Genomic DNA, 16,347 nt, shown 5'->3' with positions numbered 1-16,347 from the left:
AGCAGCAGGGGTGGCCGATGCGGCTCCCTAGGGTGCCTATCCGTTCTGCCTGGCGGCGCACAAGATTGCGGAATACCGCAGAGCAGAACGGATGAAAGGCACATCCCTTGTTGATTTCCGAAACGTTGCTCGAAGCTGAGGCCGAACTCGTTCACAGCGCCCCGATCGGTGTCGGCGGCACGTGCCTTCAGGCCGCTGACGCGTCGCCCGATACCCGGTCCGGTCGCAAGGTACCGGAAGCGCTTCGGCAATGGGCCGCGGGACGCACCGACTTTCCGTTCACGGCCGTCGTCGACCACTATCAGGTAGTCGGACGAAACGGTGTGCGGCCACACGTGGCGGCCATGTTGCGCGATCTCCACGGCAAATCCCGTTCCGACCCGGTGCTCGCCGAATGGCTACCGATGACGTTCGACGACAACGATGCCTCCTATTCGTCGTATGTCGGACTCGATTACTTCGACCAGGTCGTCCGATCGGCCGACTGCCAGCGTGTCGACGCATTCGTAGCCGCGGCAGCCATCGACCTCGCACTGCTGGAGACGAGAGCGTTAGCGGCGGCGCCCCGACCTCCCCAATCGGTCAGGACGCGTGCGGCCGTCCGAGTCGTGTCGCAACTCTCCCGACTCGCACCCGATTTCAAGCTCAATCCCAGTGTGGCTGCGGAGGGTGTCGCAGCGCTTGCCGAGGCAGGCACTAACTACGACTCGTTTGGTTCTGCTGCGACGCTGGCGCTGAGAAGTGTTCCCGAAGACATCGGAGCCGCAGTTCGGCTGACTTTGCTGCCGACGACTCGTCTGCACGACGAGCAGATGTTCATCCGATGCATCCAAATCTTCGAGGGACTGTACCGGCAGATTGCAACGGCGATATCGACGGCGATCACGGATCTCCTCGACGGAAATGCCGCTGATGCGAAGGATCGCCTCGATCGGGCGTCAGGTCGCCTCGAGGCGATACCTACTCTCTTCCGGGTTCTGACGACGATGCCGGTTGACGCCTTCTCCATCATTCGCGGCTTCACCCATGGGCGGAGCGCTGTGCAGTCGCGCGCATTCCGCGACGTCGAGTTCGCGTGCGCACCGCGTAGCCAGCGCAGCACCGACCACGTTCCGAAGGCCCACGACGAGCAGCCGACTCTGGAGGCCGTATTTCTGGCGATGCGGCATGCACTCCCTGATGCAGTGCCTCTCGAGCAATCGATGCGCCGTCTCGACCGCGCGTGGGTTGCGATGAAGCGTGGCCACTGGGGCATCACCTTGAAGGTCATCGGCACAGTACCTGGAACCGGTGGCACGGCAGGCGCGTCGTATTTGCAGAGTGCCGCAAAGGTGTCACTCTTTCCCGGACTCCCCGAGGCGGCATGAGCATGAGCGACATCAACAACCGGGTCAGAAAGCAGATCATGGGATACATCGTGTCCCAAGCTATTGCTGCCGTCTGCGAACTGGGGGTGCCCGACAAGTTGTCGAATGGATCCCGCTTGCTGCCCGATCTTGCAACCAGTGTCGGCGCCGACGCGGATGCGCTCGGTCGATTCATGCGGGTTCTCGTAGCAGAAGGACTGTTCATGGAAGAGGCCGCGGGACGATTTGCGTTGACGGAGGCCGGCGAGCTTTTACGGGTCGACACTCCCGGTTCACTGCGTCACCTGGTCGGACTGATGTCGAAGGAGGCCTACACCGTGTGGGGACACTCGCTCCACTCTGTCCGAACCGGAAAAGAGTCGTTCACCGAGGCGTTCGGAAGGCCATACTTCGAGTGGTTGACCGATAACCCCTCGGCTTCCGATGAATTCGACCGGTGCCAAGCAGGACTGGTCGAGGTGCGCTTGTTGCCGTTGCTCAACCGCGACTGGGCGAAAACAACGACCGTCGTCGACATCGGCGGCGGGGCCGGCACATTGATCGAAACCTTGCTCGGGAGTCACCCCCATCTGCGGGGCACAGTGTTCGATTTGCCGCACGTCGTCGCGGAATCGGCATCGAAGTTCTGCTCGGCCGGCATCGGTGACCGAACGACTGTTGTCGGCGGCAACTTCTTCGAAGAGGTCCCGCAGAATGGTGATGTATATGTGTTGTCCCAGATTCTGCACGACTGGGACGACGAATCCGCTGGCAAGATCCTCGGCAACTGTCGGCGAGCGATCCCCAGAAACGGCCGCCTGCTGATCGTCGAGCAAGTCCTACCCGAAGTGGCTACAGCCCACCCCATGGCCCTACTGGACCTCCACATGCTGGTTCTGCTGGGTGGTCGGGAACGGACCGCCACCGAATGGCGCCGACTGTTGAGTGGTCACGGTTTCACGCTGGAATCAATCACCCCCGGCCCCCGCTCCTCCGTCATCGAAGCGGTGCCCGCGTGAGATCGATCCACATCATATAAGCGGATAACGACACGCCTCAGCCATGGTGACAAGGGCGCTGGGGTCCGCAACGGGCGGCTTCGGCTGCGACGCGGCGAGCTGGTACCGGCAACTGGCTCCGGACCTAGCGCATTGGGAATACGCTGGTCCGCACCCGCTCGAGTGCCCTTGCTCGAAGCCTCCGATGTGACGCCAGTTACTTTCGAGCGATTCCTCTGAACCGTAAACCGACGTGTCGATAGCATCGAAATCACACCGTTTCACTCGCTCGCGAGACGAGGAACGGTGTGGAGACCCCGGGCATCCGGAAACCTCCAGCCCACCGATGTCGAGACCAGGCATCAGCGCAACACACTTCCGCTTCGACTGCGGATGAGGTGCCGCAGCGACTGCAGCAGTCGCTGCCTGGCGAACTCCTCTTCAGCTCACAAGCGAAACCCTGATGCGTTCGCGGCGTCGTGCCGCGGACGCTTTTGCGCGGACTCGGTCCCACTCCCTTCTCGCAAAGGAGGCCACACCAACCCATACCCGTATCGATTTTCTGTGCACCCACCGTCGGCGATTGGCCCAATCCCGCCATTCGCACTAGCGCATGCCCGCTTGCCGGCGAATCGTTTGACCGTTCGACTCCGAAAGCGACATATCCCGCAGTGCCTGATCATCCGCACCACCTCTTCAACCTTGCCTGGCAAGGCCGCGCCTCCTGCCGCGGTGCAGACACCGAGATCTTCTTCTCCCCTGACGGTGAACGCGGCTCGACCCGGGCCCAACGTGAGCGCACCGCCAAACAGGTCTGCCAGGATTGCCCCGTGCTCGCCGACTGCCGCGCCCACGCCTTCACCGCCGCCGAGAGTTACGGCATCTGGGGTGGCATGTCCGAGAATGAGCGCGCCCGCCACACCCGGCGTACCCGCCGAACGGCTCGTCACCGCGGCAACACACCCGCTACGGCAGCACCACAACCGAGGGAACGCCACCGCGACCACTCGTCTGCGGTGAATCGGAACGGCCGTGCCGCTGCACCGCCGGAACCTTCTCTCCATCGACACGCGGACGGTGTCCGTCAGTTTCGTTGACATTCCCTCATAACTCGTCCGCGGTCACGGCATATCGCCGCGAATCCACCCGCACCACACCGCTGACCAGCCACAGCAGCCGGCAAGTTGTGGCTGTGGGGACTATCCGGTAATCGGTTGATCTGAGTCTGGCCGATACGCCGAGTCGACATCCAGGCCACCACCCCCAATCTCGCACCCAGCGTCTCATGGTGGTCGCGCTCACCGCGGAATCCGCGGTGACGGCCAGGGCGGAGAGCAATTCCTTCCGGTCAAAACCGGTTTGCAGAACAGGATGAGAGTGGCGCGTTGACGTGGGTGTTCCCGTATCGCCAGCCATCGGACGGCGATCTAACAAGCACACCCATCTCTCCCCTCAGGGGTCTGCCGTGAAGCACCTCAACACCGGCGCGCGGGCCGTCTGTTCGATTCTTGCCGCTCTCTTCGCCTTGTCAGCAGCCTCGGCCCTTGTCGACCTGGACATCCTTGCTGGGCTCTTTCTGCTCATTTTGACGGGAGTCTGCCTATACTTCGCCGCGTTCCGACAGCGGGTAGCGGCGGCCAGAGAACGGCGGATCGAACAGCTGAGGATCGCAGCGCGGGTGGACGCGCAGCACCAGTCCGCGATGACCGGGCATTACATCCCCCCGGCCCCCATCACCGAGCCGCCCAAGCGGGGCAAACTGGTCGCTGTCGGTGTGGGCGTCGCACTGCTGCTGATCGCATATATCGGCGGCTCCCTGTCCGAGACACCGGTCGATATCGCAGCCGAAGGTGCGCCGGACACCACCACTGCCGCCCGACCGACCGAAACTCTTCAGCCTCCAGACGTCAGCTCTGTTCCTGCACCTCCCATCGCCACGGACACTGCCGCGGCCAGGAAAGCCGAGCCGGTGCCCGGCCCCGCTGTCGGCCCTTCCACCAAGCCGGACAAACACATCGCTCGGGCGACCGTGACGGCCACGGCAACGGTCACGCAGATAATCGACGGGGACACGATCGAGGTTCGCGACGATGCCAACGGCGCACTCACGATCAGAGTGCTGGGCATCGATAGCCCAGAGACCACGAAGCCGGGTTACACCGTGGCGTGCTGGGGTCCCGAATCGTCCTCCTGGGCTCGCGAGCAACTTGAAGGTGAGCGAGTGGCACTGGTACCGGATCTCACCCAGGACACGACCGACGCGTACGGCCGCATGCTGGCCTACGTCGTGAAGTCGGACGGTTGGGACTATTCCGTTGAATCGGCGCGAGCGGGGATGGCGAAGTCCTATCTCTACGACTCCCCCGTCACTCGCCATCCGCAGATCATTGCCGCCGAGCAAAACGCGATCGCCGCGGGCAGGGGACTTTGGGGGCCGCCCTGCAACGGCAATACCGAATCAGTGCCGCAGACAACGCAATCGGCTCCCCCTGCCGCTCCGGCACCAGTGCCCGCACCTTATGTGCCGCCAGCGCCGATGCCCGCGCCGTACGTGCCGCCGCCCCCACCACCGGCGCCACCGGCGCCTCCTCCACCGGCCCCTGCAGTGGTCTATCCGAACTGCGCCGCAGCGAAGGCAGCGGGCGCAGCACCGCTGTACGCCGGTTCCCCGGGCTACAGCCTCGACCTCGACCGCGACCGCGATGGGGTCGCTTGCGAGACATGATGCCCGGGAACATCTCGGCCGCCGATGCCCATACACCGGCGGCCGCCGCCGCCCATCGTCGAGTTAACCTCGCAGCCTTGTCAATGAGGCTGGCCAACTTAAGTCCGCAGCGGGCTTCCAACTCATTGCCAACCCCACCTTCCTGGGTACTGGGGATACGGGTCAAGAGCTCCAACACCATCTGGCCGTGCTTCGATCTGAAAACGTGTAGCGGTGGCGATTCCGCCCGCCGCGCTCTTGGACGATCCGTCCCATGAACCCCGACCGTCGCGGTGCTCGCCCCAGCTCCTCAGACGTCCGGCGATTTCGTGAGGACCTGACCGGTCACCATGCCCGACGCCACCACCGGCACGCAGATCGTCGAATCGCGGCCCCGCGAACCTTGCTAAGTGGTGGTGACGTCGGGAGGGTCGGGGAGATCGACATCGAGAACGAAGTCGAGCCAAATGATCGCGTCGGCCAGAGTGTCCGCCCGCAGGGTGGGGTCGAATTGTTCAGCGATGGCGAGTAATCGTTCCCCCGCCGCGACTTCTTCGGCCAGGAAGCCCGCTACCGTCTGCAGCACCCAACGCTCCGAGGCCGACAAGTCGTCGACGTCGACATGTGTCCCGTCCGTGAAGTGGAGATCGAGGACGAACCTCTCCCCTGGCCCCGCGGCGCCCAATCGGGCGGTGATCACGCCGACGATGGCATCGACGACCCAGGCCAGCACATCGCCGTAGTGCGGCTGACCGTCGGTCGCCTGCGGTTCGGCGCACACTCGGGAGATTTCCCGCGAGAACAAGGCGGCGTCACGGTCACCGACCAGTTTCATCAGTCGACCACCCAAAGCTGCAGCCGACGGGCTGTGGGGACGACCTGCCTTCGATCCCATACCCAAGAGTGCCCGATCCCGGGCATCAACACCCAGTCGAGTCAAGGTGCGCGCCGAGCCGGCTCACCGATTCAGACAGCAAGTCGGGTCAGCCGCCAGCCACGGCGTGCGGCGATGAAACCCGACACCGCACCGATGAGTGCACTGAGAATCAGGCCGGCCGCGAGAAATGGCAGGGGGTCCACTGAGTCCATGTGCGCGGTGCTTCCCGCGGCGCCGACGGGTTCGTAGCTGCCCACGTAGAAGTGCACCGGGTACGACAGCCACCAGGAGAACAGGCCGATACACACCAGGCCCGCACCGAGACCGAGGGCCGTTCCGATCAATGTCAGTGTCCGCACACGTTCAACGTCGCAAACGCCGGCTGTGCTGTCACTGCGGCCACCCTCAGGGGATGATCTTCCGGGCCCGGAGGTCGCGGAAGATGTCGAGGAACATCTGCTCGGTCTCGACGTGACGGTGGAACCCCAGCCTGCGCGCCTTGGACCCGTCGGCGATGACGTCATAGTCCCAGCCGAAGACGAAGTCGCCGAACGCCCACGATGAGACTTCCGCGTACGGCGTGGGTTTCAGTCCGTGCTTCGCGACGAGGTCGTTCCACACCGGCTCCTTGTCCGCCATGACGACGTCCATCGACATCGGCAGCGGCGGCGCGACGTCCAGTTCGAAGAAATCCGCGATCTTCGGCAGCATCTCGTCCCAGCGGAACAGATCGCCGTTGTTGATGTTGAACGCCTGATTGGCGCACTCGGGCGTGGTCGCGACCCAGACGGTGGCCTCCGCCAGCAGCCCGGCGTCGGTCATCTCGATCAGACTCGTGTACGCGCCGGGTTTACCCGGAAACCGCAGCGGCACTCCGAGTTCCTTCGACATCGTGGCGTAAACCGCCATCACCAGCGCGAGGTTCATCGGGTTCCCGAGCGCGAACCCGCACACGACCGACGGGCGGATCGCGGACCACGTCCAGCGCTTGCCGCGCTGACGGTCCTCGAGGAACTGCTGCTGATCCACATTGAACTCGGGCGGCATGTGCGGCGGGTCGCTCTCGCGCGCCGGCGTCTTGAACGGCCCGAGGTGGGCGCCGTAAACCTTGTACCCCTGCATCAAGCTGATGTGCTCGAGTCCCGCAGCCACCGGTTCGAGCGCGTTCACCGTGTTGACCAGCATCGCGACGTTGGGCGCGACGAGCTCCGCCCACGACGGGCGGTCCTGGTAGGCCGCGTAGAAGATATGGGTCACGTCGCGCAGTTCGCCCAGCTTGTCGGCGGCGTCGCGCTCGTCGAGCAGATCGACCGCAATGTGCCGCACCCGGTCGGTGTCGAGTCCGCCCCGGCGCGACAGTCCGACGACGTCCCACTCCCCGGTCGCCTCGAGGTGGTCGATCAGATTGCCGCCGATCACCCCGCGCGCACCGACGACCACTGCCACTCTGCGCTCCGTCATCATTTTCCCCTATCGGTATATCGCGAAGTTACGATATACGAGTCAAGCACACATATCGGGAAATCGCGATATGGCGGTACGATGGACACCGTGAGTGAACTTCCGGACCCGACCGACCTGGCCTTGGTCTTCAAAGCGCTGTCGAACCCGACCCGCGTGCGCATCCTGCAGTGGCTGAAGGAACCGGACACCTTTCCCCCGCAGCTCGAACCAGCCGAAGAGGTCGGCGTGTGCCTGAAACACATCCAGGCGCGGGCCGAGGTCTCTCAGTCGACGGCCTCGCAGTACATGGCCGCCCTGCAGAGCGCCGGACTGGTCACGAGCCATCGGATCGGCCAGTGGACCCACTACCGCCGCGACGAAGAGACAATCGCCCGGCTGGCCGACCACATCCGCACCGAACTCTGAGCGCGGCCTTCACGTCGATTTCGACACTAGGAGGGAGGGAGGTCGACTTCGGTCGTGGTTCGCCGAGACGGAGTCGGGCGCGAGGGTCGCCGCAGGTGCTGGGTAGTGTCCGGAGAATGCCCCGATACACGACGACCCTGCATAACCGCGCGGCCCCCGACGCGCCGGCGTCCATCAGCCGGCACGTGCCGTTTCACGTCGCGCACGAGGCGGCCGCCGAAGCATGGGTGCGAGCGCTCGGTGAGGCGTGCGGCGACCTCCTCGACCCGGCCACGCAGATGGCCGCCGTCAACGTCGTCAGCAACTTCCGCCGCGAATTGTTCACGGAGGAGGCGTACGTCGACCTCACCGTGACCCGGATCGGCACCACGTCGCTCACCCTGCAGATCGGCATCGAGCAGGACGGCACACAGGCCGCCGAGGTGACCGCCACTCTCGTTCAACTCGATTCGAGCCGTCGTGGTTCGGCGCCCTGGTCACCGGCTCAGGTTGCAGCTCTGGAGACGCTGAGCACCGCATCAGTCACACCGTCGCGATGACGTCGGTTTCACGACCGCCGCGTTTCGAGAGCGCCTGAACTGGGCATTTCTGCACCATGAGTATCGAAGACGGCCCCGGCGAGACGCTGAGTCCCAGCGAAAGCCTCGACTCCGACGATGTGCGCAACAACGACGGAGACGATGTGGTCGATCCTCCCGACGGCTGGAGTGAGGCCGACAAATTCGGTACCACGGCGCGGGAGGAGCGCGAGGGCGAGTCGCTGGACGAGAAGCTGGCCGAGGAGGAGCCCGACATCGCGTTCGAGGAGCAACTCGACATCCCGATCGCCGAGCTGCCCGACGATCAGCTGTCGGAGGACGTCGACCGCATCATCGACGGCGAGGACGACATCGTGATCCCGGTGCTGGGCACCAAGCACGCCGATGTGGTGGAGGGTGTCATCGTCGAGGATTCGCGCACCGACCGGGGACAGATCGACGGCGCCGCCGAGGACGGCGACTCGTTCTTCACCGTCGTCGACTAATTTAGCGAACCCGGCCGTATCGGAGGTACAGGAAGTCGTCGTGGGTCAGAACGTGCTGGAGTGACAGCGTCCGCGGCGCTCCCAGGCTGGGGCCGGCGGTCGCCTGCTGGGGTTGCGGTCCGGCCAGCTTCGGCGCCACGGTGAGGCACATTTCGTCGACGAGGTCGTGCGTGACGAGGTCGTCCAGCAGCGTGGGACCTCCTTCGCACAGAATCCGGCGGAGCCCGCGGTCCCGGAGTGCGGCGATCAGGGTGGGCATCTCGACGGTGTTTTCGCCCGCGACCACAATGTCCGCGGCCTCCTCGAGTGCTGCGCCGCGCTCGGTCGCAGTTCTCTGCGTGGTGACGACGAGCGGCCGCACGTCCCCGGTGAACAGCGGCGTGTCGAGCGGAATGTTGCCGGTGCGGGTCACGACGGCAATCGGCGGTGGTGCGCCCTGGCCCCACCGTTCGAGGCGATAGCGCGACTGCTCCTCGGTGAGCACGGCCGGCCCGTACCGCTCCGCCCGGATGGTGCCGGCTCCGACGAGAACCACGTCGGCGTAGGTGCGCAGGGCGCGCAGAAGTTGGTGATCCACCGCATCCGACAGCGGCCGGACCCGGCCGTCGAAGGCTGCGGCGCCGTCCAGGCTGGCCACCATGTTCACCCGGACTCCGTCGGGAGGGTCGCGGTAGAACTCCTCGGCCGACACCTCGTCCGTGCCCATGTTCAGTGTCCGCATGGTCGGCATCATGCCTCATGTCCGGGTTCGAGGTCCCGCACGTCCGAGAAGGTGATCAGTTCACCCAGATCGTCCGGCGCCGAGCCTGTTTCGGGTGCGAGGAGGAACGCGACATGATCGCCGAGTTCGAGGCGTTCGAGGATTCGCCCGCTGAACCACGCCGCGGAGTTGTCGAGGATCGGCAGCCCGTGGGGGCCGGGGCGCCACTCGCACTGCGCGAACTTGTCGATCTCGTCACCGGTCTGTTCACCGAAGAGAGTCGCCAGCGCGAGGTGCTCCCGGGTCAGCAGATGGACGGCGAGGTGTTCGGCGTTCACCGCGACCCCATAGGTGTGGTTCTTGTTCGACAAGCCCACCAAGAATCGCGGTGGGCTGATGCTGACCTGCGACGCGAAGCCGACCAAACACCCCGACCGCTGCTCTTCCCAGCGGGTGGTGACCACGAACATCGGATAGTTCAGCAACGCGACGACATCCTCGAACGCCTGTCCGTCGTCGTGCTGCGTCGTATCGGAATTCCCGTTATGCGGCATTTACCCTGTCTAACAGATTAAGGCGGAGGTTTCGCAGGGCGCCGTCCTTCGGAACGCCGGTTCAGGGCATAGAATGGGCCTCGCCGCACTCGCAGCCGTCACCGGAAAGGCCCCCAAGATTACTCATTCTTCTGCTCCGCACGATGTTTACCTGGTTCCACCCGAGCAGGAGAGCGGCGACGCCGTCGCTCACGCTTCCGCCGCGGCACAGTCCAGGTTGGAACACCGACCCGATGTGGTGCGGGTCAAGGGTCGCTTCGCGCTGACCATCACCACCACGACGCCGCACGAGGCGATGGTGGAGGATCTGCTGTTCATCCGCGATGTGCTGGACGGCGCGGGCATCGATTATCTGCTGGTGCGGGGCAACGACGAACGTCCGGTGATCGCGATCGACTGGGCTCTGCGTAAGCAGTTGCGCACCGCCCTCGTGGCCGCGTGCCGAAACCGCCCGTTTTACTCGAAACCCGTCGACGCCAAGCGCGATTCGGCCGTTCTCGTCGCCGACGGCGCCCTGTCCGCGAACTCGAAGGCGCGGATCTTCCGGCTGTTCCGGCCGCGGGTGCACGTTGCGAGCGGCCTGAGCTACGGGGCATCGACGGGTGTGCAGATCGAATTGTGGAAGTTCGACGATGACGAGATCGTGCTGCCGATGGAGAATTCGCTGACCCGCCACATCGTGCGGCCGGAAGAAGCCGTCCGCGGCACCGTCGAGCGGTTCGGCCGGGTGTGGCCGACGATCGAGAACATGTTCGCCGACCACGCCTCCGACATCAACTTCGACATCGATCTGGTGTTCTCGTGGGTGGACGGATCGTCCAAAGAGTTTCAGGCGCAACGTGCCAAGCGGATGCAGAACTATGTGGTGGGCGAGGGCGACGACTCCGCGGCCCGGTTCCGGCAGATCAACGAACTGAAGTATGCGCTGCGTTCGGTCCACATGTACGCGCCGTGGATTCGCCGCATCTTCGTCGCCACCGATTCCGATCGTCCGGCGTGGCTGGCCGACGATCCCCGGGTCACGTTCGTGCCCAGCGAGGAATTCTTCGTCGACCCGTCGGTGCTGCCCACGCACAACTCGCAGGCGGTGGAGAGCCAGCTGCACCACATCCCGGACCTGTCGGAGCACTTCCTGTACTCCAACGATGACATGTTCTTCGGCCGCCCCGTCGGACCGGAGATGTTCTTCTCCCCCGGCGGCATCAGCATGTTCATCGAGGCAACCACCCGAATCGGGCTGGGCCACAACGACGAACAGCGCAGCGGTTTCGAGAACGCGGCCCGCGTCAACCGCCGGTTGCTGCAGAACCGCTTCGGCGTGACCACTACCCGGCACCTCGAACATGCCGCCACCCCGCTCCGCCGGAGCGTGCTCGAGGAGATGGAGAAGGAGTTCCCCGACGAGTTCGCTGCCACCGCCGCGAGCACCTTCCGCGCCAGCTCCAACATCTCGGTGACGAACTCGCTGTATCACTACTACGCGTTGATGAGCGGGCGGGCGGTGGTGCAGACGTCGGCGCGGGTGAAGTACGTCGATACCACTGTGAAGGCGGGACTGCGCGACATGGATTCGCTGCTCGCCAAGCGGTCCATGGACTTCTTCTGCCTCAACGACGGCAGCGCGCCGGAGATCGACCTGGAATTGCGCACCAAGAGGGTCACCGATTTCCTGGAAAGCTACTTCCCCATCCCGGCGCCGTGGGAGACCGGGGCCTGAGCGACCGCCCTCCGGGGAGGCTCCGTCAGACCGCGGGGATCGAGTCGCCGGGCCGCTCGCCCTCGTCGTAGACGGTGGCGGGCGGGCCGATGATCTGCGGGTCGGGTGTGCCCACGGCCTTCTCGTCTTTACCGGTGTAGTCGAACTTGTGGAGCACCCACCGGATCGCCTCGATGCGGGCCCGCTTCTTGTCGTTCGACTTCACGACGGTCCACGGCGCGTGCGGGGTGTCGGTGTAGAAGAGCATCGCCTCTTTGGCCTCGGTGTAGGCGTCCCACTTGTCGAGGCTCGCGAGGTCGGTGGGTGAGAGCTTCCACTGCTTGACGGGGTCGGTGCTGCGGGCCACGAACCGGGCGTGCTGTTCTTCCCTGCCCACCGAGAACCAGAATTTCACGACGCGGATGCCCGACTGCACCAGCATCCGCTCGAACTCGGGGGCCGACCGGGTGAATTCGAGATACTCGTTGGGGGTGCAGTACCCCATGACGCGTTCGACGCCGGCGCGGTTGTACCAGGACCGGTCCATCAGGACGATCTCCCCGCCCGCCGGGAGGTGCTGGACGTACCGCTGGAAGTACCACTGGGTGCGCTCGCGTTCGGTGGGCTTTTCGAGCGCCACCACCCGCGCACCACGGGGGTTGAGGTGTTCGGTGAACCGTTTGATCGCGCCGCCCTTGCCCGCCGCGTCCCGGCCCTCGAAGATGATGACCACCTTCTCGCCGTTCTCCTTCACCCAGGCCTGCAGCTTGAGCAGTTCGATCTGCAGCTTGCGTTTGCGGGCCTCGTACTGGCGGCGGGTCATCTTCTCGTCGTACGGGTATCCGTGCTTCCACGGCTCGTCTACCTCGGCGATGCCCCGTTTGCGGCCGGACCTGCGCAGCAGCTCACCGATCTCGTCGATCTCCGGCGTCACATCGATGTCGTTGTCGCCGGCAACTTCGAATCGGTCGGAAGCGTGCAGCTCGTCCACAATGAAAGGCTACCGCCGTGACGGTCCGCCTGCGGGTGTCGTGAGATCGTGAAAATATCCGTCCCCCGGCAGGAAGCGTCCAGCATGAGCATCGACCACATCGTTCCCGCGCTCGACGCCGAGACCGTCACGGAACTCCGGGCGGTCCTCGCCGCGCTGTCCGACGGCGCCACTCCCACGGTGAGCGTCGACCGCGTCGAACTACCCGCCCCCGTCCGCGACGCCGTCGTCCAACTGCTCGCGCTGCTCGGTGAGGGTCAGAGCCTGGCACTCGGGACGGTGGCGGATCTGCTCACCACCTCACAGGCGGCGGAGGTTCTCGGTGTCTCGGACACATATGTGCGCCGGCTCGCCGATTCGGGGGCGCTGCCCATCGAGATGCGCGGCACCCACCGCCGGTTCCGGCTCTCCGATGTGCTGGCGCATCGGGAGCAGTTTCCGCGTCGAAGCTGACTACACCCGAACGGTCGGGCGCGAAACGAAATCTTCCCCGGCATCCGGGATGCGCACACCCTTGTCGGCGAGCCGGCGCGCGGTCTCGTCGGCGGTGACGTATTCGCCGACAGTCTCGTAGGAGCCCAGCGGGACCACGGAGTGGACGATGGTTTCGGGGTAGACGTGCACCAGGTTGAAGCCCTGCGCGCCGTCCTGCCCGCGCAGCGCTCCCGCAGGGACGTTGAGGTCCTGGGTGTAGCAGGTGGCGGAGGCGACGGAGACGGGGATGCCCGCGAAGGTGGCCGTCGTCGAGTAGTGCAGGTGCCCGGCGAGGATGGCCCGGACGTCGCTGTCGCGGAGCACGTCGGCGAGTCGCGGCTGGTCACGCAGCTCCACCAGGACCGACAGGTCGAGGACGCACGGAACCGGCGGGTGATGCAGCGCCAGGATGGTGCCGTGCGGCGCGGGAACGGCCAGCTCCGCCGCCAGCCAGTCCAGCTGGTCCTGCTCGATCTCGCCGTGGTGGTGTCCGAGGACGGTGGTGTCGAGGGTGATGATGCGCAGGCCGTCGACGTCGTAGGAGTGGTCGATCGGCGCGTACGACGGCTCCTCCCGGAGCAGTGCGGTCCGGAAATGGCCGCGGTCGTCGTGGTTGCCCATCGCCCAGATCACCTGCGCACCGAGCGACTCCGCGACGGGTTCGACGATGTCGCGCAGCTTCTCGTAGGCGCCCGGCTCCCCCTTGTCGGTGAGGTCGCCGGTGAACACCAGAGCGTCCGGCGCGGCGTGGGACGCCTCCACCTCGGCGAAGATCTGGCGCAGTTTGGCTTCGCTGTCGACGGCCCCGTAGAGCAGGGTTTCGTCGACCAGATGCGTGTCGCTGAGATGGAGCACGAAGTGCGACGGCCGTGGATACTCGGCCGTACGTAGGTCGGCTGCCTCGGTACCGTTGATCGGTCTCTCGCTTCCGCTCGCCCGGAGGGACAGGAGCCAGGCGGACTCCCGCTGGGTATCCACACTAGACAAGTGCGTGCAAGCAACGTCCAGGGGCACGCCGGACGGATGCCGGGTGAACGTGGCACGACGATCCCGCGTACCGATTGGCGCAGACGGAATCCGGCTGATCGACCGCCCGCCCACCGCGGTCGAGAAAACGTTCTCTATCGTGATCGACGTCATATTATTTGCATCGATTTCGAGGAGACCAGATGCCGATCACCGCAACACTGGAACTGAAGTTCAAGGCCGAGTCCGTGGACGCTGCCCGTGACATCTTCACCCGCGAGCTGAAGGCCACCCGCGCTTTCGACGGCTGCTTGGGCGTCGAGGTGCTCGTCGACGCCGCCGATCCCGCCCGTTGGCTGCTGATCGAGAAGTGGGAGTCGGAGGAGCACGACGCCGCCTACCGCACCTTCCGCGCGGGACCGGGCGCCATCACCGACCTCGGACCTCTGCTGGCCGGCGCACCGGTCCTCACGAAGTACACGGTCGACGACAGCGTCTAGACCCGATCCCGCGGGTCGTCGAACTGGAGTGCCGGTCAGGCAGCGTTCTCCAGGTCGACGATCAGTGTGGGGCCCGTCGCGGCCTGCACGTCGTCGACGCTCAACCCGGGCGCGAGTTCGCGCAGGGCCAGCGTGCCGTCGCCGAGTACGTCGATCACCGCCAGGTTGGTGATGATCCGGTTCACGACGCCCTGACCGGTGAGCGGCAGGGTGCACGCGTCGACGATCTTGGGGTTGCCGTCGCGGTCGGTGTGTTCCATCACGACGATGACCCGTTCGGCGCCGTGCACCAGGTCCATCGCCCCGCCCATTCCCTTGACCATCTTGCCGGGGACCATCCAGTTGGCGAGGTCGCCGGTGCGGGACACCTGCATGCCGCCCAGTACGGCCGTGTCGATGTGGCCGCCGCGGATCATGCCGAACGACAACGCCGAATCGAAGAAGGCTGCACCGGAATTGACGGTCACGGTCTCCTTGCCGGCGTTGATCAGGTTGGCGTCGACGGCCTCCTCGGTGGGGTACGGACCGGTGCCGAGGATCCCGTTCTCCGAGTGCAGGATCACCCGCACGTCGTCGTTGAGGTAGCCGGGAATGAGGGTCGGCAGCCCGATACCGAGGTTGACGTATTCGCCGTCGATCATGTCGGCGGCGGCGCGCTGCGCCATCTGATCACGGGTCCAGCCGGTGGCAGCAAGTGTGGTCACGAGGGGCGTCCTTCCGCGCGCACGGTGCGCTTTTCGATTCGCTTGTTCTGAGGTCCGGTGTGCACGATCCGCTGGACGAACACTCCCGGCAGGTGGACGTGGGCAGGGTCGATCTCGCCGGGCTCGACGAGGGTCTCCACCTGGGCGATGGTCACCTTGCCCGCCATCGCGGCGAGGGGGTTGAAGTTCATGGCCGTCTTGTCGAAGACGAGGTTGCCGTCGGTGTCGCCGATCGCGGCGTGGACCAGCGCGTAATCGGCGTTGATAGCCTCTTCCAGCACGTACCGTTTGGTCCCGAAGACGCGCGTCTCCTTAGGCGGTGACGCGATGGCGACGGAACCGTCGTGGCCGTACCGCCAGGGCATCCCGCCGTCCGAGATGGGGGTGCCGACACCGGCCGGGGTGAAGAAGGCGGGAACGCCCGCACCGCCGGCCCGCAGCCGCTCGGCGAGCGTGCCCTGCGGGGTCAACTCCACTTCGAGTTCCCCGGCCAGGTACTGACGGGCGAACTCCTTGTTCTCACCCACGTACGACGCCGTGACGCGGCGAATTCGTCCCGCCGACAGGAGGATTCCAAGCCCGTGGTCGTCCACTCCGCAGTTGTTGGAGAACACCTCGAGCTCGTCGACGCCCGCTTCTTCGAGGGCGGCGATGAGTGCATCGGGAATGCCGCAGAGCCCGAACCCTCCTACCGCCAGTGACGAGCCGCTGGTGATGCCCGCGACCGCCGCTGCCGCGGACTCGGAAACCTTTCCTGTCATCGTGTCTCCCTTCGCTACCGCTCGACCTCCGAGCCGGTGTCCACTTCCATGCGTTCATCCAGCAGACGCTGGTTTCACGCCTGACGGGCTTCAATGGCCGCCGTGGTGAACGCGTAAGCCCTAGTAGAACGTGCTCTTGCTCACGTTTCAAGGAGTTCGGCAAGGTTGTTCACAGCCTGGACA

The 16,347-nt window shown here is 65.3% G+C and carries 19 protein-coding genes; 10 read left to right on the top strand and 9 right to left on the bottom strand.

Going from position 1 to position 16,347, the window contains the following annotated elements:
- The first annotated feature begins 107 nt into the window (after positions 1–107).
- The 4 genes from CBI38_RS10035 to CBI38_RS10020 all read left to right on the top strand — a co-directional run bounded on the left by CBI38_RS10035 (position 108) and on the right by CBI38_RS10020 (position 5,069).
- A complete protein-coding gene (locus CBI38_RS10035; protein WP_230990140.1) occupies positions 108–1,367 on the top strand; it encodes a tryptophan 2,3-dioxygenase in 1,260 nt (419 codons plus the stop codon).
- Between the two features lie 2 nt (positions 1,368–1,369).
- Entirely contained in the window at positions 1,370–2,365 is a 996-nt protein-coding gene (locus tag CBI38_RS10030) for a methyltransferase (RefSeq protein WP_109328493.1), read from the top strand.
- A 650-nt stretch (positions 2,366–3,015) separates the two neighbouring features.
- Positions 3,016–3,441 (top strand): WhiB family transcriptional regulator, encoded by a 426-nt coding sequence (locus CBI38_RS10025; RefSeq protein WP_109328491.1) that lies wholly within the window; start codon positions 3,016–3,018, stop codon positions 3,439–3,441.
- Positions 3,442–3,809: 368 nt separating this feature from the next.
- Positions 3,810–5,069 carry a thermonuclease family protein gene (locus CBI38_RS10020; RefSeq protein WP_230990139.1) on the top strand — a complete coding sequence of 420 codons (1,260 nt, stop codon included), beginning with the start codon at positions 3,810–3,812 and terminating at the stop codon, positions 5,067–5,069.
- A 385-nt stretch (positions 5,070–5,454) separates the two neighbouring features.
- Here CBI38_RS10020 and CBI38_RS10015 read toward each other — a convergent pair whose 3' ends face one another.
- The 3 genes from CBI38_RS10015 to CBI38_RS10005 all read right to left on the bottom strand — a co-directional run bounded on the left by CBI38_RS10015 (position 5,455) and on the right by CBI38_RS10005 (position 7,389).
- Complete coding sequence (locus CBI38_RS10015; protein ID WP_230990138.1) at positions 5,455–5,883, bottom strand: hypothetical protein; 429 nt, start codon at positions 5,881–5,883, stop codon at positions 5,455–5,457.
- A gap of 131 nt (positions 5,884–6,014) precedes the next feature.
- The gene (locus tag CBI38_RS10010) at positions 6,015–6,284 is read right to left on the bottom strand and encodes a hypothetical protein (RefSeq protein ID WP_109328487.1); all 270 of its coding nucleotides are present in this window, start codon (positions 6,282–6,284) and stop codon (positions 6,015–6,017) included.
- A gap of 46 nt (positions 6,285–6,330) precedes the next feature.
- Positions 6,331–7,389, bottom strand: coding sequence for an SDR family oxidoreductase (locus CBI38_RS10005; RefSeq protein ID WP_109328485.1), 1,059 nt, complete (start codon positions 7,387–7,389; stop codon positions 6,331–6,333).
- Between the two features lie 87 nt (positions 7,390–7,476).
- Here CBI38_RS10005 and CBI38_RS10000 point away from each other — a divergent pair, with 87 nt between their 5' ends.
- The 3 genes from CBI38_RS10000 (at position 7,477) to CBI38_RS09990 (ending at position 8,818) form a co-directional block, all read left to right on the top strand.
- Positions 7,477–7,794 (top strand): ArsR/SmtB family transcription factor, encoded by a 318-nt coding sequence (locus CBI38_RS10000; protein ID WP_109334973.1) that lies wholly within the window; start codon positions 7,477–7,479, stop codon positions 7,792–7,794.
- A 116-nt stretch (positions 7,795–7,910) separates the two neighbouring features.
- On the top strand, positions 7,911–8,333 hold the full coding sequence (locus tag CBI38_RS09995) for an acyl-CoA thioesterase (RefSeq protein WP_109328483.1): 423 nt from the start codon (positions 7,911–7,913) through the stop codon (positions 8,331–8,333).
- Positions 8,334–8,389: 56 nt separating this feature from the next.
- Positions 8,390–8,818 (top strand): hypothetical protein, encoded by a 429-nt coding sequence (locus tag CBI38_RS09990; RefSeq protein WP_109328481.1) that lies wholly within the window; start codon positions 8,390–8,392, stop codon positions 8,816–8,818.
- Position 8,819: 1 nt separating this feature from the next.
- Here the strand turns inward: CBI38_RS09990 and CBI38_RS09985 are convergent, their stop codons facing one another.
- Positions 8,820–9,548: a pyrimidine reductase family protein gene (locus CBI38_RS09985; RefSeq protein ID WP_109334972.1), complete on the bottom strand. Its 729-nt coding sequence runs from the start codon at positions 9,546–9,548 to the stop codon at positions 8,820–8,822.
- Complete coding sequence (locus CBI38_RS09980) at positions 9,548–10,072, bottom strand: flavin reductase family protein (RefSeq protein ID WP_109328479.1); 525 nt, start codon at positions 10,070–10,072, stop codon at positions 9,548–9,550. The genes CBI38_RS09985 and CBI38_RS09980 overlap by 1 nt, the downstream gene beginning before the upstream one ends.
- A 73-nt stretch (positions 10,073–10,145) precedes the next feature.
- Here CBI38_RS09980 and CBI38_RS09975 point away from each other — a divergent pair, with 73 nt between their 5' ends.
- Positions 10,146–11,789 carry a stealth family protein gene (locus CBI38_RS09975; protein ID WP_109328477.1) on the top strand — a complete coding sequence of 548 codons (1,644 nt, stop codon included), beginning with the start codon at positions 10,146–10,148 and terminating at the stop codon, positions 11,787–11,789.
- Between the two features lie 25 nt (positions 11,790–11,814).
- Here CBI38_RS09975 and ppk2 read toward each other — a convergent pair whose 3' ends face one another.
- On the bottom strand, positions 11,815–12,759 hold the full coding sequence (ppk2, locus tag CBI38_RS09970) for a polyphosphate kinase 2 (protein WP_109328475.1): 945 nt from the start codon (positions 12,757–12,759) through the stop codon (positions 11,815–11,817).
- 84 nt (positions 12,760–12,843) lie between these two features.
- Between ppk2 and CBI38_RS09965 the strand changes: the two genes are divergently transcribed.
- Positions 12,844–13,212 carry a helix-turn-helix domain-containing protein gene (locus CBI38_RS09965; protein WP_109328473.1) on the top strand — a complete coding sequence of 123 codons (369 nt, stop codon included), beginning with the start codon at positions 12,844–12,846 and terminating at the stop codon, positions 13,210–13,212.
- Here CBI38_RS09965 and CBI38_RS09960 read toward each other — a convergent pair whose 3' ends face one another.
- Positions 13,213–14,148 (bottom strand): phosphodiesterase, encoded by a 936-nt coding sequence (locus CBI38_RS09960; RefSeq protein ID WP_109334971.1) that lies wholly within the window; start codon positions 14,146–14,148, stop codon positions 13,213–13,215.
- 254 nt (positions 14,149–14,402) lie between these two features.
- Here CBI38_RS09960 and CBI38_RS09955 point away from each other — a divergent pair, with 254 nt between their 5' ends.
- Entirely contained in the window at positions 14,403–14,699 is a 297-nt protein-coding gene (locus tag CBI38_RS09955) for a putative quinol monooxygenase (protein ID WP_109328471.1), read from the top strand.
- 35 nt (positions 14,700–14,734) lie between these two features.
- On the opposite strand, the gene CBI38_RS09950 is transcribed toward CBI38_RS09955, so the two are convergent.
- Together CBI38_RS09950 and CBI38_RS09945 are read right to left on the bottom strand one after the other, a co-directional pair.
- Positions 14,735–15,403 (bottom strand): 3-oxoacid CoA-transferase subunit B, encoded by a 669-nt coding sequence (locus CBI38_RS09950; RefSeq protein ID WP_257792472.1) that lies wholly within the window; start codon positions 15,401–15,403, stop codon positions 14,735–14,737.
- Positions 15,400–16,164 carry a CoA transferase subunit A gene (locus tag CBI38_RS09945; RefSeq protein WP_109328468.1) on the bottom strand — a complete coding sequence of 255 codons (765 nt, stop codon included), beginning with the start codon at positions 16,162–16,164 and terminating at the stop codon, positions 15,400–15,402. The genes CBI38_RS09950 and CBI38_RS09945 overlap by 4 nt, the downstream gene beginning before the upstream one ends.
- Between the last annotated feature and the right edge of the window lie 183 nt (positions 16,165–16,347).

This window comes from Rhodococcus oxybenzonivorans, assembly GCF_003130705.1.
Classification (GTDB): Bacteria; Actinomycetota; Actinomycetes; order Mycobacteriales; family Mycobacteriaceae; genus Rhodococcus_F; species Rhodococcus_F oxybenzonivorans.
The sequence above is the reverse complement of the archived record's forward strand: the minus strand, read 5'-3'. Positions and strand labels throughout refer to the sequence as shown.